Annotated in this window: 17 protein-coding genes and 1 pseudogene; all 18 read left to right on the forward strand. The window is 65.3% G+C overall.

What is annotated here, in order from left to right; genetic code table 11:
• Positions 1–50: 50 nt before the first annotated feature.
• Entirely contained in the window at positions 51–548 is a 498-nt protein-coding gene (locus KHC19_RS25625) for an RNA polymerase sigma factor (protein WP_213356662.1), read from the forward strand.
• Between the two features lie 11 nt (positions 549–559).
• Positions 560–1,588 carry a FecR family protein gene (locus KHC19_RS25630; protein ID WP_213356664.1) on the forward strand — a complete coding sequence of 343 codons (1,029 nt, stop codon included), beginning with the start codon at positions 560–562 and terminating at the stop codon, positions 1,586–1,588.
• A gap of 107 nt (positions 1,589–1,695) precedes the next feature.
• Positions 1,696–4,167 carry a TonB-dependent receptor gene (locus KHC19_RS25635; protein ID WP_213356666.1) on the forward strand — a complete coding sequence of 824 codons (2,472 nt, stop codon included), beginning with the start codon at positions 1,696–1,698 and terminating at the stop codon, positions 4,165–4,167.
• A 19-nt stretch (positions 4,168–4,186) separates the two neighbouring features.
• Entirely contained in the window at positions 4,187–5,134 is a 948-nt protein-coding gene (locus KHC19_RS25640; RefSeq protein ID WP_213356668.1) for a (2Fe-2S)-binding protein, read from the forward strand.
• A 104-nt stretch (positions 5,135–5,238) separates the two neighbouring features.
• A complete protein-coding gene (locus KHC19_RS25645; protein ID WP_343207803.1) occupies positions 5,239–6,063 on the forward strand; it encodes an iron-siderophore ABC transporter substrate-binding protein in 825 nt (274 codons plus the stop codon).
• Between the two features lie 46 nt (positions 6,064–6,109).
• Positions 6,110–7,075: a FecCD family ABC transporter permease gene (locus tag KHC19_RS25650; protein ID WP_343207804.1), complete on the forward strand. Its 966-nt coding sequence runs from the start codon at positions 6,110–6,112 to the stop codon at positions 7,073–7,075.
• Entirely contained in the window at positions 7,072–8,025 is a 954-nt protein-coding gene (locus KHC19_RS25655) for a FecCD family ABC transporter permease (RefSeq protein WP_213356672.1), read from the forward strand. Before KHC19_RS25650 ends, KHC19_RS25655 begins: the two co-directional genes overlap by 4 nt.
• Complete coding sequence (locus KHC19_RS25660; protein WP_213356674.1) at positions 8,018–8,851, forward strand: ABC transporter ATP-binding protein; 834 nt, start codon at positions 8,018–8,020, stop codon at positions 8,849–8,851. The genes KHC19_RS25655 and KHC19_RS25660 overlap by 8 nt, the downstream gene beginning before the upstream one ends.
• A gap of 509 nt (positions 8,852–9,360) precedes the next feature.
• A pseudogene (locus KHC19_RS25665) lies at positions 9,361–9,510 on the forward strand (histidine kinase dimerization/phospho-acceptor domain-containing protein); the annotation flags it as partial.
• 1,099 nt (positions 9,511–10,609) lie between these two features.
• Entirely contained in the window at positions 10,610–11,329 is a 720-nt protein-coding gene (locus tag KHC19_RS26110; RefSeq protein WP_246549617.1) for a methyltransferase regulatory domain-containing protein, read from the forward strand.
• The gene (locus KHC19_RS26115) at positions 11,323–11,760 is read left to right on the forward strand and encodes a hypothetical protein (RefSeq protein ID WP_246549619.1); all 438 of its coding nucleotides are present in this window, start codon (positions 11,323–11,325) and stop codon (positions 11,758–11,760) included. Before KHC19_RS26110 ends, KHC19_RS26115 begins: the two co-directional genes overlap by 7 nt.
• A gap of 51 nt (positions 11,761–11,811) precedes the next feature.
• The gene (locus KHC19_RS25675; RefSeq protein WP_213356676.1) at positions 11,812–12,168 is read left to right on the forward strand and encodes a hypothetical protein; all 357 of its coding nucleotides are present in this window, start codon (positions 11,812–11,814) and stop codon (positions 12,166–12,168) included.
• A gap of 307 nt (positions 12,169–12,475) precedes the next feature.
• Positions 12,476–12,727, forward strand: a complete 252-nt coding sequence (locus KHC19_RS25680; RefSeq protein ID WP_213356678.1) for a c-type cytochrome — start codon at positions 12,476–12,478, stop codon at positions 12,725–12,727.
• An 18-nt stretch (positions 12,728–12,745) separates the two neighbouring features.
• The gene (locus KHC19_RS25685) at positions 12,746–13,198 is read left to right on the forward strand and encodes a (2Fe-2S)-binding protein (protein WP_213356680.1); all 453 of its coding nucleotides are present in this window, start codon (positions 12,746–12,748) and stop codon (positions 13,196–13,198) included.
• 2 nt (positions 13,199–13,200) lie between these two features.
• The gene (locus KHC19_RS25690; protein WP_213356682.1) at positions 13,201–15,420 is read left to right on the forward strand and encodes a xanthine dehydrogenase family protein molybdopterin-binding subunit; all 2,220 of its coding nucleotides are present in this window, start codon (positions 13,201–13,203) and stop codon (positions 15,418–15,420) included.
• Positions 15,421–15,682: 262 nt separating this feature from the next.
• The gene (locus KHC19_RS25695) at positions 15,683–16,567 is read left to right on the forward strand and encodes an NmrA family NAD(P)-binding protein (RefSeq protein WP_213356684.1); all 885 of its coding nucleotides are present in this window, start codon (positions 15,683–15,685) and stop codon (positions 16,565–16,567) included.
• Positions 16,568–16,710: 143 nt separating this feature from the next.
• Positions 16,711–17,673 (forward strand): AraC family transcriptional regulator, encoded by a 963-nt coding sequence (locus tag KHC19_RS25700; protein ID WP_213356686.1) that lies wholly within the window; start codon positions 16,711–16,713, stop codon positions 17,671–17,673.
• Between the two features lie 461 nt (positions 17,674–18,134).
• On the forward strand, positions 18,135–18,502 hold a 368-nt coding region (locus tag KHC19_RS25705; RefSeq protein WP_213356688.1), incomplete at its 3' end, for a (2Fe-2S)-binding protein.

Consider the following 18,502-nt stretch of genomic DNA (forward strand, 5'->3'; position numbering starts at 1 on the left):
TGATTGGCCTCAAATCGAACTCCTAATAGGATGAGGTGCGCAGATTTCAGATGCCAAGCAAGGATCGGTTGCGAGTACTTTTCGTCTCCGAGCGCTCGTCGGTGCTTGGCTTCTTCCGTCGCGCCACCGGCTCCTCTGCCATGGCGGAAGAGCTGACGCAGGAAACCTTCCTGCGCCTTGCAGCGACTGACGTGGCCGCGCTGGCCAATCCATCCGCGTATCTGCGCCGGATTTCGGTCAATCTCATTGCCGACGTCAACCGCAGCCATCTCCGTCGCAGGCTGACCGAGGCGGAGATCGACGACCTGCTCGATGTGCCGGATCCGGGCGCTGACCCTGAAGCCCGGCTCATCGCTCGGGACTGTGTGGACCGCGTGCTGACCGCCCTCGCGGAACTGCCGCAAAGAAGACGAGATATCGTTCTGGCCTCGCGGCTGGATGGTGTGCCGCACCGCGAGCTTGCCAAGAGGTACGGCATCTCCACACGAACGGTCGAGATCGAAATCAGCAAGGCGCTCGAGTCCTGCGCCCGGTGCCTGCTGGACTAGGCGCCGCACCCGTGGTCTCCCCGGTCTCACCGATATCGCCTATACAGAGCGGCAAGTTCCGCTTCGACTTGCAGTTATTGGGCGCGATGGAATCTATTGGAGACAAGGTGGGCGGCACGAATGGCGGCCGGAGGGAACTCGATGATGTGCAGCGCGAGGCCATTGGCTGGGTGACGCGCCTCACCTCCGGCGAAGCGACGGTCGAGGATGCCCAGCAGCTCCAGGCCTGGCGCGGACGCAGCCGGGCGCATGAGGAGGCGTTTCGTCTCGCCAGCCAGGCATGGCGTCATGCCGGACTTCCCGCGTGTGCGAAGCCCCGCCGGCCGGCATTGACGCGCCGGCTCATGCTCGCGGGGGCGGGCACGGCGCTCGCCGCCGGGTGGGCTGGGGTCTCGCTCGGGCTCCTCCCCGGCCTCGACCAGATCAATTCGGACTATGCGACCGGCGTCGGCCAGCAGGCTAGGTTCGCCCTGCCGGACGGGTCCATGGTCTATCTCGACGGCGCCACGGCGCTCGACGTCGACCTTACGCAGGATGCGCGCACGGCCAAGCTGGTGAACGGAGCCGCCGCTTTCGACATCGCGGCCGGAGCCCACCCCTTCCGTGTCACCGCAGGCCCCTGCGTGATTTCCGCCGACGATGCCGATTTTACCCTGACCGCCGGCTCAGGCCCAATCCGCGTCGAATGCACCCGTGGCAGCCTGTCCATTTCAGGGACCACCGTGGCCCGGCTCGATGCCGGCGAGCGGATCATCCTCACGCCCGACCACCCGGCAGTGGCGGAGCCGATGAACCCGACCATGGCCGGCGCGTGGCGGCGCGGGCTTCTGGTGTTCGAGAACCGTCCGCTGTCCGAGGTCGTCGACGACATCAACCGTCATCGCCGCGGCCGCGTCGTGCTGGCGCGACCCGGCCTAGGGGCTCGGCGGGTGGACGGCGTTTTCCACCTCCAGCGCCCGGACGAGATCGTGGACAACCTCGTCACCTCGCTCGCGCTCAGCGAGACGCGTCTGCCTGGAAACATCGTGATCCTGATCTGAAAATTTTTCGCCGTGCGGGATTCGGATTCCGCGCGCGCCGTCGTCTTGACTTAACGGGGCTGCCTTGACGCGTCCCCGGGCTTTAAGACGATGGGGATCACTGGACTATGACCGCAAACAGCCTGACCGCACGCGCGAACCGATGCCGGCACGTCAGCCACCGCCAACGATTGCTCGCCGGCTGTGCGCTGATCGTCCTGGCGGGCGTTGCGGCTCCCAGCCCCGGCACTGCGCAGACCCAGGCTGCGGCGACGCAGGCCGCCGTCTATGCCATCCCCGCCGGCCCGGTGTCCGGTGCGCTCGCGGCCTTCGGCGCAGCCAGTGGGGTGCAGATCGTCTATGACAGCTCAATCGCGCAGGGCCTGCGCTCACCCGGCGTGCACGGCGCGCGCACCAACGAACAGGCCCTTGCCGAGCTGCTCACGGGCACCGGCTTGAACTGGCGTTTCACCTCGCCGCGCTCGGTCACCATCGAGGCGCCGTCCTCGACTGTGGGGGCCGGTCCTGTGACCGCGCAGGATATGATCGAGCTCGACACGATCAGCGTATCGGGCGAAAAGCTGACCCGAGACCTCGCTAATGTCTATTCGAGCGTCGGCGTCGTCACTGGAGAGCAGTTCTTCGACTATGCCATCGAGGATCTCAGTGGTGCGCTGAACAAGCTCGCCAATACCCGTGTATCCGGCTCCAATCGCGGCAGCAGCGGCATCGTCATTCGTGGTCTGTCGTCCCAGGGCCTCACCTCGCCGACCAATTCCTCTCCCACCATCGCCGTGATCGTCGATGGTGCCTCGCAGAATGGCGAAGGTATTCAGCGCGGCAATCGCGGCACCTGGGACGTTGCCAATGTCGAGGTGTTCCGTGGGCCGCAATCGACCTTGCAGGGCCGCAACGCCATGGGCGGCGCGGTGGTCGTCAACACCAACGACCCGACCTGGCACTGGGAGGGTGCGGCCGAGTTCAATTATCTGGACTCGTCAGATTCCGGCTATCAGGGCAGTGGCGCCTTCATGCTGTCCGGTCCGCTGGCGGATAACCAGCTGGCCTTCCGCGTCGCCGGTGAGTATCTCGAAGGTGATCGCGGGATTACCTTCGCGGAACCCCTGAACGAGCCGCTGGACAATGACGAGTTCTCCAGCCTGCGCGCCAAGGTGCTGATCACGCCGGAACAACTCGATGGCTTTGAGGCGCTGATCACCGTCAGCTACAATTCCGACAAGCCCGGCTATCCGGTGGCGTCAGGCCCGAACTTCTTCGACCGCCGCTTCGACAGTGACGTCTCGGCAGCGGAACTGCGGTATACCGATGTCACGACGGTGATCGCCAACGTGTCGCAGCGGCTCGCGGACGGGATCAAGCTGCGCTCGGTCACAGCCTATATCGAAACCGATGCCGACATCTCCAGCCTGCCGGGCTCGACATTGTATCTGCGCGACGAGCTGCGCGCAGGGCAGGATTTCACCGAGGATCTCCGCCTTGAATTCGAAGAGGGCGTCCGCCCGCTGAGCGGCGTGATCGGGTTCAACTATGGCCGATTCAGCAACAAGCCGGACTCCGAAATCTGCCTCGCCGCGCCCGACTTCGGCATCGTCGATCCGATCCTCTACCAGGAGCTGGAAGGCAGCAATCTGATCACATCCTATGCAGCCTATGCCGATCTGCGCTACGCGCTGAACGATCGCTGGTCTGTGCTTTTCGGTGGCCGTCTCGGCTACGAGACCGTGGAGAACGCAGCAGACGGCCGAACCCTCAACCTGATCGAAACGATCATGACAGGGATACCGGCCTATGAAGCCACCAGTTACGACGCCGACGTCGGCTACCTCGTGGCGCTGCCCAAGATCGGTGTCGCCTACGCGATCGATCCCAGCCAGACGGTGGCCTTTACGGTAAGCGAAGGCTTCCGCGCCGGATTCTCGGCCATAGACGGCAGCGGCAACGTCTACGATGTCGAGCCTGAGACCTTGTGGTCCTATGAGGTGGCCTATCGCTCCAAGTGGCTGGACGACCGGCTGGAGATCAACGCCAACGGCTTCTACTACAAGTACAGCGACCTGCAGACCGACGTCGACGACCCCATCCTTGGCTATCCGCAAACCATCACTGCCAATGTGGGCAAGGCCCACGCTTATGGCGGCGAAATCGAGCTTCGCGCGCTGGTGACGCAGGAATTCACCGCCTTCGCTTCGGTAGGTCTGCTCAAGACCGAGTTCGATAGCGCAGTTCCGGCGGTGGGCATCGAGGTCGGAGGCGAGTTCCCCGAAGCACCGTCGGTAACCTTCAATATCGGTGGCATCTATCGCCATGCCTCGGGGTTCTTCGTATCCGCGGATCTCGCCTATACCGATAGCTACTATTCCACCGCCGACGTTGCCAACACGGCGGAGGAAGAGGTCTCGGCCTTCACCATCGTCAATGCCGCGATCGGCTACGAGGCGAAGAACTGGTCGATGACGCTGTTCGCGAAGAACATACTCGACGAGGAATATGTAACGGGCATCTCGATGAGCGGCAGCTCATCCTCGGCAACCCTCGGCGACGGACGCATGATCGGCGTGCGTGCGAGGGCGACGTTCTGAGCGTCTCAGTGACAAAGTCATGGTCGTGAGCGCACCGACGGACGGCCGCGAAAACACAACCGTGGCGGCGCGAGAGCTTCGCGCCGCTTTTGGCGTCATGGCGCAGCACTGGCCCTTGCCAGAGATGGAGATCGGGCCCATGGCGCCCGGCTTCACGCCCGTCCCGTCGCTGTTCGCTGACGACCGGTTCCTTGCCGCCATGCTGGCACGCCAGCAGGCAGGCACGCCCGGCCTCGACGCCAAGGGCGCGGCGGCTTACTTCATCTCCGAATACGCTGGCGTGCTCGGCATCGCCGCCGCCTCGCCTTATCTATCGCACGGTCTGGTATCGGCGTTCGTACCGGAGAACTGCGCGCTGGCCTTCGAACTGCCGGCCGAGAGCAGGCCGAAGGTGCGGCTGCGGCTGCTCTACCCGCGCTGTGTCATCGACCGGGCAGGCAATCCGCGCCGTAGCCCAAGCTGCCGTCCCGTCGATCGGGAGGGGTTACGGAGCCAGCTGCGCGAGGGGCTGGAGGCCCATATGGAGCCTCTGATCCATCGTCTGCGAGGGCGCACCGGTCTGCCCTGGCAGGCGATGTGGCGCCTCGTCTCGGATTCCGTCGCCGCACGTTTCCTGGAAGCCGGCCGGCAGTTCGGATGCGAGGAGGACGCGCAGACCGAGGCACTCGCCATACTGAAGGCGCCCGGCTCGCCCCTCGCCAACCGGCAGCTGCACTTCTTTGAGATCGTCATCCGCGACGAGGCGAGCTCGCGCCGCATCATCGCCCGTCGCAGCTTCCGCGCGCGCGGCGGCTGCTGCCGGTTCTACACCGCGCCGGGCGGCTCCTACTGCTCGACCTGCGTGCTGGTTACTCCGCACGAGCGCCGTCACCGCATCGAGGCGCAGATGCGCCGACGCCTCGGCCTGCCCGCGCTCGACGACACGGACTCCGCCGATGCCGCACACCCGAAAGACCTCTCTTCATGACATTACGGGCCGCTCTCGTTGCTTGCTGTACCGTGCTCGTCCTCTCCGTCGCTCCGGCCCAAGCGCAGGGCGGCTGCGACGGCCGGCTGATTGACGAGCCCGGCGTGCTGCATACGCCGGTCTGCGTGCCCAAGGATCCCGCACGCATCGTGGTAGTGGACCCGACCTTCAGCCTCGGCATGGGGCTGGAGCTTGACCTGCCGATCGTCGGGGCGCCTCTCAGACTGATGAGCGACCGGATTCTTCGCGATGAGGCAGTGCGCCGTGGCGTCGCCGATCTCGGCAGCTATTTCGAGCCGAGCATCGAGCGGCTGGTCGCGCTCAAGCCCGACCTCATCATCGGCAGTTCCCTGACCGACAGCGCCTATCCGTTGCTCTCGCAACTGGCGCCGACGCTGCTCATCTCGGCGGGGAACTGGAAGACCTATCTGTCGCGGCTGGCACAAGCCACCGGCCGCGAGCAGAAGGCTGCGGAATTGCTTGCCGCCTATGACGCCCGCGTGGCGGCGCTCAAATCCCGCATCCCCGACCAGCGCGTCTCCGTGGTGCGGATCACCTCCTGGGATTTCCAGGTCAATCTCGATGCGCCGGACGCCTATGGCCCGTTCTCGGTGCTGCGCGATGTCGGCGTGCGCCGAACCGACTATGAGACCGCGCAAGGCAACGCCACGCTGAAGCGGCCCGATTGGGAGGAGCTCGACAACCTTCAGGGCAACATGCTGCTCTACATCGTCGGAGGCGCGAACAACTCGGATACCAATGGCCGGCACGAGGAAGTCACCGGCAATCCACTCTGGCGCATGCTTCCGGCGGTAAGGGCCGGACGCGTCTACCGGGTGGATGCCGGCACCTGGATGGAGTTTAGCGGAACGACCTCCGCCCATCGCGTGCTGGACGACATCGAGCGCCTGATCATTGCCAAACCCTGACGCCGTCCCGCCGCGCCACCGCAAGAATCGACGGGCGCTCGGCCTCGTGCTGCTCGTTGCCCTGGTGCCGCCGATGGCACTGTGGGCCCTGACGGTAGGCAATTCGCAGATCGCCCCCGGCGTGTGGCTCGACGCCCTGATGCGGCCGGACGGCTCGCGCGAGCATATCTTGCTGCTGGACGTACGCCTGCCCCGGATGCTGGCCGCACTTCTGGTCGGCGCACAGCTGGCCGTTGCCGGCGCCATCATGCAGGCAGTAACCGCCAATCCGCTGGCCTCCCCGGGCCTCCTCGGCATCAATGCCGGCGCCGCCTTCGCTGTCGTGCTGGCTCTCGCCTTCACCGGTATCGACGCCAGCAGCAGTCTGGTCTGGTTCGCGTTCGGCGGAGCGGGTGTCGCAGGGCTCTGCGTCTATGCGCTGGGTTCGATCGGCCGCGGCGGAGCGACGCCACTGAAACTTGCTCTGGCCGGCGCGGTACTGACCGCCTTCCTGACCTCGTTCACCACCAGCCTGCTACTGCTGAACCAGGGTACGCTGGACAATCTGAGACTGTGGGCGGCCGGCAGCCTCACAGGGCGATCGCTGTCGACCGTGGCGGAACTCGCGCCCTACGGTCTTGCCGGGCTGGCCTGCGCTCTTGCCGCCGCGCGCCCGATCATGACGCTGAGTCTTGGCGCCGACCTCGCCAGCACGGTCGGGCAGAACGTGGTGCGGTGGCGGCTGCTCGCGGGATTGCTGGTGATGATGCTGGCGGGTTCCGCCGTGGCACTTGCCGGTCCGGTCGGCTTCGTCGGCCTCGTCGTTCCCCATGCCGCCCGGCTTCTGGTGGGCGCCGACTACCGATGGATCATGGCCTACAGCGCCCCCCTCGGCGCGCTGCTGGTCCTTGTTGCCGATACCGGCATCCGCGCGCTCGCCGGCATCAACCTGCCGGTCGGCATCACCATGGCGCTGATCGGCTCCCCGGTGTTCATCGCACTGGCGCGCCGGCGCAGCGGGATGATGCGATGAACCGCGGTTTGGTGCTTCTCGTTCTTCTGGTGTTGATTGTCGCGGCGCTGTCGCTGAGCTGGGGCGATCGAGGGCTTGCGCCGCAGGACATTCTCGCGGCGCTGCACGGCGACCCGATCGCCGCGACGATCCTCGGCACGGTACGTGCGCCGCGCGTCGCGACCGCGCTGCTGGTGGGCGCCTGCCTCGGCGTGGCCGGTGCCATCACCCAGGCGGTGATGCGCAATCCGCTCGCAGAACCCGGACTGCTCGGCATCAACAGCGGGGCGAGCCTCGGCGTCGCGCTGCTGGTGATCGGCGTGGAGGGAGCGGTCGGACATCTCATGCCGCTCGCCGGTTTTGCCGGGGCGGCGCTCGCTGCCACCGCGATCTATGCGCTGGCATGGCGAGGCGGCACCTCGTCGATCCGGCTGATACTGGTCGGCATCGGCATTGGTGCAGCGACGGGCGCGTTGACCTCGCTGCTCACGGTCTTCGGCGACATCCGCGATGTGCAGCGGGCGATTGCCTGGATGGCGGGCAGCATCTACAACGCCGATTGGACGAAGCTCCGATGGCTGGCCGTGTGGTCGCTTCCGGCTTTTGCCATCACGTGCTGCCTCGCCCGCGATCTCGATCTGTCCGCCTTCGACGACGATGTGGGCGGTGCGCTCGGCCTGCCGCTGCAGGCGATGCGCGCCGTGCTGATCGCCTTGTGCACCCTGCTCGCCGGGGCGTCGGTGGCGGCGGCAGGGCCGATCGGCTTTGTCGGCCTGCTGGCGCCGCAGCTGGTGCGCGGCCTGTCCTCCCGCCACGCGATCCGGCTGCCGGCGGCCGCACTCTGCGGGGCGCTCCTGCTGGCTGGTGCCGATCTGGTCGGACGGCTCGTGCAATTGCCCGCAGGACTTCTGACGCCCTTGATCGGCGTGCCGTTCATCGGGCTCCTGCTGTGGGGGCGAAGGAATGACTGAACCGACATCTCCGGTGCTGCTGCACGCGCACGACGTTACCATCGGCTATCACGGCCGGGACATCGTGAACCGCCTGTCGATCGACATTGAGCGCGGCCAGTTTACCGCCCTGCTCGGCCCGAATGGCTGTGGCAAATCCACCCTGTTGCGTGCTCTTGCGGGGCTGCTTGCCCCCAAGTCCGGTGCGATCAGTCTGGAGGGGCAGCCGATCGCGCAGCTCTCACGCAAGCAGATGGCACGGCGACTGAGTTTTCTGCCTCAGATACCGCGTGCGCCGGACGACATCACGGTGCGCGATCTGGTGGAACAGGGTCGTTACCCGCATCGCCGCGCTCTTGCTCCCTGGTCGGCGGCCGACCGGGCGGCCTGCACCGAGGCGCTGGAGCTGACGCATATGGTGGCGCTGGCGGAGCGTCCGCTCGCGGCGCTCTCGGGCGGGCAGCGGCAGCGCGCCTGGCTGGCGATGACGCTGGCGCAATCCGCCGACATATTGCTGCTGGACGAGCCCACCACCTATCTCGACATGGCCCACCAGCTGGAGCTGCTCGCGCTGCTGCGCCGGCTGGTCGACGAGCGCGGCAAGACCATTCTCGCCGTGCTACACGACATCAATCAGGCTGGGCAGTTCGCTGACAAGCTGGCCCTGCTGAGCGATGGCGAGATCACCAGCATGGGGCCACCGGCCGATGTCATAACCGCCGAGGTCGTTCGGACGGTGTTCCATGTCGAGGGAATGGTGCTGGTCAATCCGATGGCGCCGTGCCCGCTCTTCCTGCCGAGGACTGCGGTATCGAGCATCGACGCCGCGGGTGACGACACTACGTGAATCTAGGCGTCTGCGCCGGAACTATCAAGGTAGGGACGACCTGCGCTCTCCCTGACGCGGTGCTCATGCACCGCTTTGGGCAGCGAGTGCAAATCGTCCTGATCCGAACGGTACCGGCTGTAATGAGGAACACCCCACGTTTGTCAGATACGCGGTCTCCTTTCGCGAGACCGCCTTTCGAGGATTGAGCAAATTCTGGTTTTGACCCAAAGCAGCCCTCCAGACACGCCGCTGCGAACGTCAGCCATGCGCCGCCAACCCGGTCGTTTGCCGAGCCGTTGGTCGCGCCCGAAAGCCGTCATTTAATGGGTTACGGGTCTCAGACGTCCGCCACGAAGCTGATTTCGATCCTAAATGGCGCGGAGGGATGGATGCTTTGCGGGTTCTATATCAGCGGTCTTAACCCCAAGGCTCTGCTGTTCTTTCTCGCTCCAGCCGCAGTTCACGTCAGCCAGCTCGGACTGGCTACTGTCACTGCAACTGACCGTGCTCGGCGCTATCACACGGTCACCCGCATGCTCGCGGCCATCGGCCATGATCCGCGGACGCCGATCACCACATTGCGGCTGCGCGCCGAATTCATCTCCGACGCCGAGACGCGCGAGAAGATGCAGTCGACTCTGGACGAACTGCGCGCCATGACCGAGGCCATGCTCGCCCGGATGTTCCTGCCGCATGGCGCGGGCGAGCAGGGCGCGTGTGAAAACGCCGGCGCCGAGACCAAGCTCGATCGGGCCCGCTCCGACGGGGCGGCCGCGCGACACGCGGGGCATGCCCAGAGGAACTCGAATGCCTCCTTCATGGGTGTGTCTCATGGGGAACGTGTTGGGTTCGATTTGCGCTGCGACGTCGACGCGACCGGCCGCAAAATCGGGCGGCCTCTTCAGGCGCTGCATGACCCGCCATCGGGGTGTGGCGTGCTCACGCCGGTCGGAGAATAGCGAACAAGGCCACCTCTGCGGCGAGCAGGCAGCGAGAGCCGCCGGGGCGAACCGGGCCGAGCGACGAGCGGATGCGACCACTTCCGCTACGAGTAATGGAAGCACTTCCCGCGCTTCGATATTTGAACTCGCGCAGCCATGCCTGCATGCCGCGCTGCCAACATCATCCGCTCCCGCAGAAGGGTGCCGCAACGGCGGATCTACAGGCCGCGTTCCGCGTCGCGGTCCAAAGGAGCAATGCCCGCACGCAACCGTCAGCGCCTTTTCTGCAAGGCCAAGCGCGGCACCGTGATCATCTGGAGGATCCGGCAGGTTTTTTGCGCTTTTTGGCATTTGTCATTGCGTAGCTGGCGCATAGCTTTGCAACATGATGACGTAAGGCCATGCGGATGCAATGAAGGTAAAATTTCTTCCTGAGAAGGAAAATATGGAGCGTCGAGGGTATCCCGGAAATGGCGGAGACGGGCACCCCGCATCGATTTGCCCTAGGAAGGGCAAATGAGATGCTCAGATCGGTCATCTCCATTGTCCCGCCTGTCTCGTTAATCTTGGCAGGATAGCTCTTCAGGCTGTATCTGCTTTTCTTGCTCCCTTCATCAGACAAGATCGTCGGAACGTGAGAACCGCCAAGCTCCGGCCTCCGAGGATGATCAGCGACGGAGATGAGCGTCGCTGCAGATCGCCGCACCGCCTCATGGCGCCCCAGAACCGGTAGCTCCGGCAGCCCGCCGCGAGACCAGGAGCGGCGGCGGCCCCTTCGACAATCCGGCAACACAGGGCACTGGCTCAGACCCAGAACATGCCCGGGAGACCATCGATGTCCTGGTCGTACGGCTACTTCACCGACCTGAATTATTCATACGGATATTATCCGGAGATGAGCCCGAGCCTGCTTCGTCTGGTCTGCCTCGGGCGGGGAGTAGAGCCGCAACTGCCCGAGGAGCCGACTTATCTTGAGCTCGGTTTTGGACAAGGCGTGTCGCTCAAGGAGAATCCGATACTTGGCCATCATCTTGAAAAGCTGACGTCTCAAACCCCCAACTATATCGCCCACGAATATCTGAATGCGGATTGGCATTTGGAACAGTTTTCCGACATTGCCCGCAGTCTTGACGAGGCCAAACTAACATTTGTCGGTTCGGCCCGTCTGCTCGACGACATCGACGCTCTCCAGCTCAGCGCCAAGGGAAGAGCGCTGGTTTTGCGGATTGGCCACCCGATCATGCGGGAGACGGCACGCGATTATCTGATGAACCGGCGTTTCCGATGCGACGTCTTCGTCAAGGGCGCGCGCAGGCTTTTGGGAAGCGAGCACCGGGACGCCTGGCAGGCGCAAACCTTCGTGCTGGTGAGACCGCCCGAGGATATCCCGACGAAGATACCGTGCAGCCGGGGAGAGGCCGAATTGCCGGCGGACAAATATGCCCCGGTCACCGCGCTTCTGTCCGACGATGGATTCCGCCGAAACGGATCGACGAGCTGGTGCGGCATCCAAAGCTGCGGGGATGGAAACCTCAGGAACTCATCGAGGTGCTGATGGTGCTGGTCGGGGCAGGTCTCGCCGCGCCCGCACAGCAACCTTCGGAGAAGGAGCGCCAGCGTTGCAAGGCGTTGAACGACCATATTCTTCAACGCGCGCTGGTCAGCATGGACCTGCATCATATGGTGTCGCCGGTGACCGGCGGCGGCATCAACATGCCCCATATGGCGCAGCTGTTCGTTCGAGCCGTCCGGGACGGCTGCCCTGATGCCGATGCCCTGGCAAATGATGCCTGGAGCTTCCTCGACAGCATCGGCGAGCGGCTGCTGAAAGACGGAAAGCGGGTCGAATCGCGGGACGACAATTTTCGCATGCTCAGGGTCTCGGCGCAGAGCTTTCTCACGGTCGCTCGCCCGCTCCTTGAGGGCCTGGAGATCCTCCCTCGGGACTCGAAGCCTGTGCGGATCGCGGCCTCGGACCGCCGATAAGCGCCCCCTCACGCGGCGTGAGCGCGTGCCCCACGGAAAAGGCAGCATCCCATGAATGTCATGGCAGGACCGGATCCGGTACTCGGCCACATTCTGACCGTCACCCGCAAAGCCGATGATCATCGTGCCGCGGTCGAACGCGCCGGCGGACTGTTGTCGGTCGGCGACCAACAGCGCGATGCCGACAGGATAGCCGACATGCTCTTTGTCGAATCGCAACGTTTCCTCTCGGATCGAAGACCTTCGACCGTGGAGGGCGTGGCGGCGTTGCTGGATTTCGCGCTGAGTGATGTCGGGCAATATGTCTTACCTCATCTGACGGTCGAGGGGAGGCCCTTCCTTCCTGCCCTGATGCGGGTGTGCGCTGACGCGTTGGCAAAGCAATGCCGCGAGTCGAGGCGCGCGTAACGCACCGCCCAGATCCGCCATTGTCCCGGCACGAACCGCCATTTTCGGACGATTGGAAAGATATCGCGGATTTTGCCGCATGGAGCGTTTCCACGGTCACGCTATCTTATCGCTGAACTATGGAGCGATATCGTGATCTGGCCCACGCTTCATTCCACAACGACCCGTTCAGGCAAGTCGCTGCACGAGATTTCGAGAGATATTCTTGTAATATTCTTGATCGCGTCCGTGTTAGTCTTCTCGCCTCCCACATCCAGGAGGCCGAAGAAGCTCGCCTGTTCCAGCAGCGCTGTGCGGCCTGCACAGCATGGAGGTCGGCCAGAACAAGGCGGCTCCGCACCTCTCGGGCGTTGTCGGACGAACCGCCGGCCGCGTCGACGACGCCACCTACTCGGATGCGATGCGCTCTTCCGGCGTCGTCTGGGATGCCCGATCCCTCGATACTTTTCTCACGGCGCCGGGCCGCATGGTTCGCGGCACACGGATGACCGTCGCCATCCCCAATGCGGCCCAGCGCGCGGCGATCATCCAGTGTCTGCAGGATCGATCGGCGCGCTAGAAGTCAGGAGCAGCACCCATGACAGCCTTTACCATCAACGGGCGTGCGGTCGATGTCGCCGCCCAGCCCGATACGCCGCTTCTCTGGGTGATCCGGGAACATCTGAAGCTCACCGGCACCAAGTTCGGCTGCGGAATTACCCAATGCGGGGCCTGCACGGTCCACATTGATGGCGAGCCGACACGCTCCTGTCAGACTTTCCTGGAGGACGTCGCGGGGCGGCGGGTGACGACCATCGAGGGCCTGTCGCCCGATGCCAGCCATCCCCTGCAGAAGGCCTGGATTGCCGAGCAGGTACCGCAATGCGGTTACTGCCAATCCGGGCAGATCATGCAGGCGGCGGCGCTTCTCCAGCGCACGCCCGCCCCCACCCGTGACGAGATCGTCGCGCACATGGACGGCAACATCTGCCGCTGTGGAACCTATGTCCGCATCATCGGCGCCATTCAGCGCGCCGCGCGCGAGGGCTGAGCATGGACCGCACCCCGCAGTTCCAGAGCCGCGCGCTGTCGCGGCGCAGCTTCCTCGTCACGGCGGGCGGCCTCGGCATCGCCGTCGCGTTCGGCAGCCAGGCTGATCTTGCCCGCGGCGCGGCGACGGCGCCCGTCGCCCTAGGCGAGTTCCGCCCCAATGCGTGGGTCACGATAGCGGCCGACGGTACCATCAGCATCATCGCGCCGGCCGTCGAGATGGGGCAGGGCATCACGACGACGCTGCCGCTGCTCGTTGCCGAGGAGCTGGATGCCGATTGGAGCCGCGTGCGCGTGGTGCAGGCGCCCTCCGACGCCGAGACCTATGGCAATCCCGGCTTCTACGGGATTCAGCTCACCGGCGGCAGCGAATCGACGCGCGGCTATCATTCGCTGCTTCGCCTGACCGGGGCTCAGACCCGCCTGATGCTCATGGCGGTCGCTGCCGGCATGCTGAGCGTGCCGGTGAGGGAGTTGACGACCGAGCCCAGCAAGGTCGTGCACCAATCCTCAGGCGAGTCCCTCGATTATGGCGAGATCGCCGCCAAGGCCGTCGTTCCGGATCCGCTGCCGCAGGCGACCGAGGCCGATCTGAAGCCGCGCGGCAGGTGGCGCTATATCGGCAGCCGGGCGATTCCCCGCGTCGACGTGCCGTCCAAGGTCAACGGGACCGCTGTCTTCGGGATCGACGTGCAGCTTCCCGGCATGCTCTACGGGGCGGTTTTGCGGCCACCGGTCCAGGACGAGCGGCCGGACGCCATCGACGCCGACGAAGCGCGCAAGGTGCCGGGGGTCACCCATGTCGTCCCGTTGCCCTATGGCGTGGGCATCATCGGCGAAACGGTCGAAGCGACGAAGCGCGCGAAGGATCTGCTCAACGTCACCTGGAGCACGACATCGCGCGTCCGCACCTATACCAGCGGGCGGCTGCTGGATGAGTACCGCGCCATCGGCCGCGACAGCGGGAAACGGGGGGTCTCCGCCCATGCCGATGGCGACGCCGAGGCCGCGATCGCCGGCGCGGCGACGGTGATCGAAGTCGACTATCTGAGCGACCATGTCGCCCATGCGACGATGGAGCCGATGAACGCCACCGCGCGCGTGACCGGCGACAGGGTCGAGATCTGGGCGCCGACGCAGGGGCCGACCGGCACGCAGGGCTTCGCGGCCGAGGTGGCGGGCACGACGCCCGACAAGGTGAAGGTCAACACCACCCTTCTCGGCGGCGGCTTCGGCCGCAAGGCCGAGGCCGACTTCATCATCGACGCGGTGTGGCTGGCCAAGGCGGTGGAGGGACGGCCCGTCAAGGTCATCTGGAGCCGCGAGGACGACGTCCGGCACGACAAGTTCCGCCCGCTCGAGGCGCAACACGTAAAGGTGGGGCTCGATGCGGAGGGGAACATCGTCGGCTGGCGGCATCGCATCGTCGCCGACTCGATCTTTGCCCGGACGCTGCCGCCGGTTTTCGAGCAGGCGGGCGGTCACGATGACGTCGTGACCGAAGGTGCGAAGTTCAACTATGCCGTCCCTGCCCATCAGATCGAATATCTACGCCAGGATCGCGGGCTCGCCATCGGATTCTGGTTCGCGGTCGGTGTCGGCTATACGAGGTTCGCGATCGAATGCGTGGTCGACGAGATCGCCGCCGCCAAGGGCGCCGATCCCGTCGCGTTCCGGCTGGAACTTCTCAAGGACCAACCCCGCGCCCGGCACGTCATCGAGACCGTCGCTCGCATGGCCGAGTGGGAGCGCGCGCGCGAGGGGCGAGGGCTCGGCGTCGCCTACTCCGACGCGTTCGGCTCACATTGCGCTCAGGTCGCCGAGGTTTCGCTCGACCGCGACACAGGCGCCATCCGGGTGCACAAGGTGTGGTGCGCGATCGATCCGGGCGTGGCGATCCAGCCCCTCCATATCGAGGCCATGATGATGACCGGCATCACCAACGGTACCGGCCATGCGCTGTTCGAACAGATCAATGTCGTCGATGGCGAGGTCCAGGAATCGAATTTCGATACGTACCGGTTGATCCGCATGTCCGAGGCGCCGGAGATCGAGGTGGCGGTGGTACCGACGCCGGAAAGCCCTGTCGGCGGCATCGGCCAGGCGGGCCTTCCGCCCACCGGACCGGCCATCGCCAACGCGGTCGCGCGACTGACCGGAGGTGTGCGGCTTCGACACTATCCGTTCACTGCGGAACGCGTGAAGGCGGCGCTGGAAGCCTAGATCGTCTTCATGCCGCCCTCCGGCAAACTCCTTCCTCGATGTCGAGGTCGGACGGCGTATCGGCGCGTGGTTGGCGACCACAGGGCGTCCGCAGGGGACGGGCAAACGAGTTCCGGACGACTGCGAAGATATCGTGGATCATCCAGCATGGATCGTCCTCGGGCGATGCCCTAGCTTCGTCCCGAACAAGAAGGGTGACGGCAGCGCCTCCGCCGGCCGGCCCGCGGGACCGGCCGCCGCCGGATCACTATCGGAGTCGAGCATGATCGTTGTCACGGCGCCGACCGGCCATATCGGCCGTCAGGTCGTCCGGAACCTTCTGCATTCGGGCGCTCTGGTCCGAGTGGTTACGCGCGATCCGTCGCGGCTGGCCGCAGAGGTGCGGACCAAGGTCGAGATCATCCAGGGCTCGCACGGCGACGCCGGCGTTGTGCGCAAGGCATTCGCGGGCGTCGACACCGTGTTCTGGCTTGTGCCTCCGGATCCCCAAGCCGTCTCCGTCGCGGCGGCCTTTGTCGATTTCACGCGTCCAGCGGCGGCAGCTCTCAGAGAGCAGGGCGTCAAGCGCGTGGTTGCGATCACCGCGCTCGGGCGGGGTTCGCCCCTCGCCGACAGGGCGGGTTTCGTCACCGGCTCGCTGGCCATGGACGACCTGATCACCGGGACGGGCGTGGCGTTCCGCGGCCTCGCCATGCCGTCCTTCATGGACAATATCGCCCGCCAGGCGACCGCGATCAGGGATCGGGGCAGGTTCTTCCTGCCGATCTCTGGCGATCTCAAACTTCCGAGCGTCGCCACGCAAGACATCGCCTCCGTCGCGGCACGCTGGCTGCTCGATGACAGCTGGACGGGCCAGAGCGAGGTGCCGGTTCTCGGTCCCGCGGACATCTCGTTCAATGACATGGCCCGCACCATCTCCGATGTGCTCGGCAAGGCGGTCGCCTACCAGCAGATCGGCTTCGACGCCTATAGGGCGCGCTCCATGCAGTTCGGCATGTCCGAGGCGATGGCGCAGGGAATGACGGACATGGCCCGGGCCAAGGACAAGGGCCTCGACCTCGTCGTGCCGCGGATGCCGGAACATGCGACGCCGACCGACTTTCGCCAGTGGTGCGAGGGCACGCTCAAGCCCGCCGTCCTCGGCTGAGCCGGCTGCCCGTGAACATTGCCGCCGCTCTCCCGGCTCAAGGTCCGGGAGAGCGGCGGCGTCGAGATCGATACGCGACCGTTTGCAGATCGGGCGACCGATGCCGCATCCTTATCAAGATCTTCGCAAAGGTCCGGTTCTCAATGGATCCACTCTCGCAAGTTCTCTCGTTGCTTCGACCGCAAAGCTATATTTCCTCGGGCTTCCACGCCGGCGGAGAATGGTCGGTGCAGTTCGGCGACCAGAGCCAGCTCATCAAATGCTATGCGGTCGTATCGGGCTCGTGCTGGCTACAGGTCGAGGGTGTCGCCGAGCCGCTGGCTCTTGAGGAGGGCGACAGCTTCGTGCTGCCGAGCGGCCAGCCCTTTCGTCTGGCCAGCGATCTCGACCTGCCGCCCGTGGCGGCCTCGGACATCTTCCCTGCCGCGCGGCGCGGCGGCGAGGTCTTTATCAATGGCGGCGGCGACCTCTTCATGGTCGGAAGCCGGTTCGGCGTGAGCGGAGGTCATGCCGGAATGCTGCTGGCGATGCTCCCGCCGGTCGTTCACCTGCGTAAAGCATCGGACCAGGCGGCACTGCGCTGGTCGGTCGAACGGATGATGCAGGAATTGCGCGAGGGCGAGCCAGGCGGTCATCTGATTGCCCAGCATCTCGCCCACATGATGTTGGTTCAGGCGCTACGCGCTCATCTAATGGAAGGATCCGGCGACGGCGTGGGGTGGTTCTTCGCCCTGGCGGACAAGCAACTCGCCAAGGCGATCGCCGCCATCCACTCCGATCCCGCCCGTCGCTGGACGTTGCAGGAGCTTGGCGAGGTGGCCGGGATGTCCCGATCGACCTTCGCGCTGCGCTTCAGGGAGGCGGCCGGCGAAACGCCGATGGAGTATCTCAGCCGCTGGCGGATGCTGCTTGCCTGCGATCGGCTGGAAACGTCCGGCGATCCGGTCTCCGTCATCGCGCCTGCGATCGGGTACGAATCCGATAGCGCATTCAGCACGGCGTTCAAGCGGGTGATGGGTTGCTCGCCGCGGCAATATGGCCGCATGCCCAAGCCGGCTTCCCCGCAAAGCAGCGCACAGGCCGCGACGCGGCTTGTGGCGAACTAGGGAGCAGCCGTACAAACGGCAACTGCTCACCCGTCCGGCGTCCTGACCCTCGGGCCGGGCTTTGCATCGACCGGCTGCAACAAGCCCGGACGGCTGGCTTGTCGTTCGCTGATCGACAGATGGCGATGAACGGCACGACGTCATCCTGACCGTCAAGGCACGGGCCAACGGTTAGCAGACCGATCCCGCCCTCTGTTGACGTCTCCCGCCCGGTTCGGGATCTTCCATGATCAACCTACTTCGGGGGTGGCTACGCAAGCGCGCCGCCGCTGCGGCTTCTTCTTGCCGGCCTCCGGTCGCCGAGAGGTCGCGGGCACTCAGTTTTAAACTGTATCAATTCTTGTCAGGAGCCGACTTCTGAGCCGTCTCGCGACATCTTCCTTTGCGGAGGGCATGGTTCTGCGACAGCGCGAACCTAGCCTGCGATCCCGTCGCACCGGATTCAAAGGGAGGTTCAAGTCATGGCTCGATTGACCGTCAACGGCCGCGTCGAGGAGTTCGAGGCCGAGCCCGACACGCCACTCCTGTGGGTCCTGCGCGAGCAGCTTGACATGACCGGCACCAAGTTCGGCTGCGGCATCGCCCAATGCGGTGCCTGCACCGTGCACATAGACGGCGTGGCGACGCGCTCCTGCGTCATGCCGGTCTCCTCCATCGAGGAAAGCCAGAAGATCGTCACCATCGAAGGACTCTCGCCCGATGGCTCGCATGCGGTGCAGAAGGCCTGGCTGGCGCTCGATGTGCCCCAATGCGGCTACTGCCAAGCCGGCATGATCATGGCCGCCGCCAGCCTGCTGCCGACCAACCCGCAGCCGAGCGACGCGGACAT

The sequence above is a fragment of the Ancylobacter oerskovii genome (genome assembly GCF_018390555.1).
Taxonomy (GTDB): Bacteria; Pseudomonadota; Alphaproteobacteria; order Rhizobiales; family Xanthobacteraceae; genus Ancylobacter; species Ancylobacter oerskovii.

Coding starts and splice junctions, on each gene's coding strand:
- KHC19_RS25625 (WP_213356662.1), top strand. CDS start 51: ATGCCAAGCAAGGATCGGTTGCGAGTACTTTTCGTCTCCGAGCGCTCG.
- KHC19_RS25635 (WP_213356666.1), top strand. CDS start 1,696: ATGACCGCAAACAGCCTGACCGCACGCGCGAACCGATGCCGGCACGTC.
- KHC19_RS25640 (WP_213356668.1), top strand. CDS start 4,187: ATGGTCGTGAGCGCACCGACGGACGGCCGCGAAAACACAACCGTGGCG.
- KHC19_RS25655 (WP_213356672.1), top strand. CDS start 7,072: ATGAACCGCGGTTTGGTGCTTCTCGTTCTTCTGGTGTTGATTGTCGCG.
- KHC19_RS25660 (WP_213356674.1), top strand. CDS start 8,018: ATGACTGAACCGACATCTCCGGTGCTGCTGCACGCGCACGACGTTACC.
- KHC19_RS26110 (WP_246549617.1), top strand. CDS start 10,610: ATGTCCTGGTCGTACGGCTACTTCACCGACCTGAATTATTCATACGGA.
- KHC19_RS25675 (WP_213356676.1), top strand. CDS start 11,812: ATGAATGTCATGGCAGGACCGGATCCGGTACTCGGCCACATTCTGACC.
- KHC19_RS25680 (WP_213356678.1), top strand. CDS start 12,476: ATGGAGGTCGGCCAGAACAAGGCGGCTCCGCACCTCTCGGGCGTTGTC.
- KHC19_RS25685 (WP_213356680.1), top strand. CDS start 12,746: ATGACAGCCTTTACCATCAACGGGCGTGCGGTCGATGTCGCCGCCCAG.
- KHC19_RS25690 (WP_213356682.1), top strand. CDS start 13,201: ATGGACCGCACCCCGCAGTTCCAGAGCCGCGCGCTGTCGCGGCGCAGC.
- KHC19_RS25695 (WP_213356684.1), top strand. CDS start 15,683: ATGATCGTTGTCACGGCGCCGACCGGCCATATCGGCCGTCAGGTCGTC.
- KHC19_RS25700 (WP_213356686.1), top strand. CDS start 16,711: ATGGATCCACTCTCGCAAGTTCTCTCGTTGCTTCGACCGCAAAGCTAT.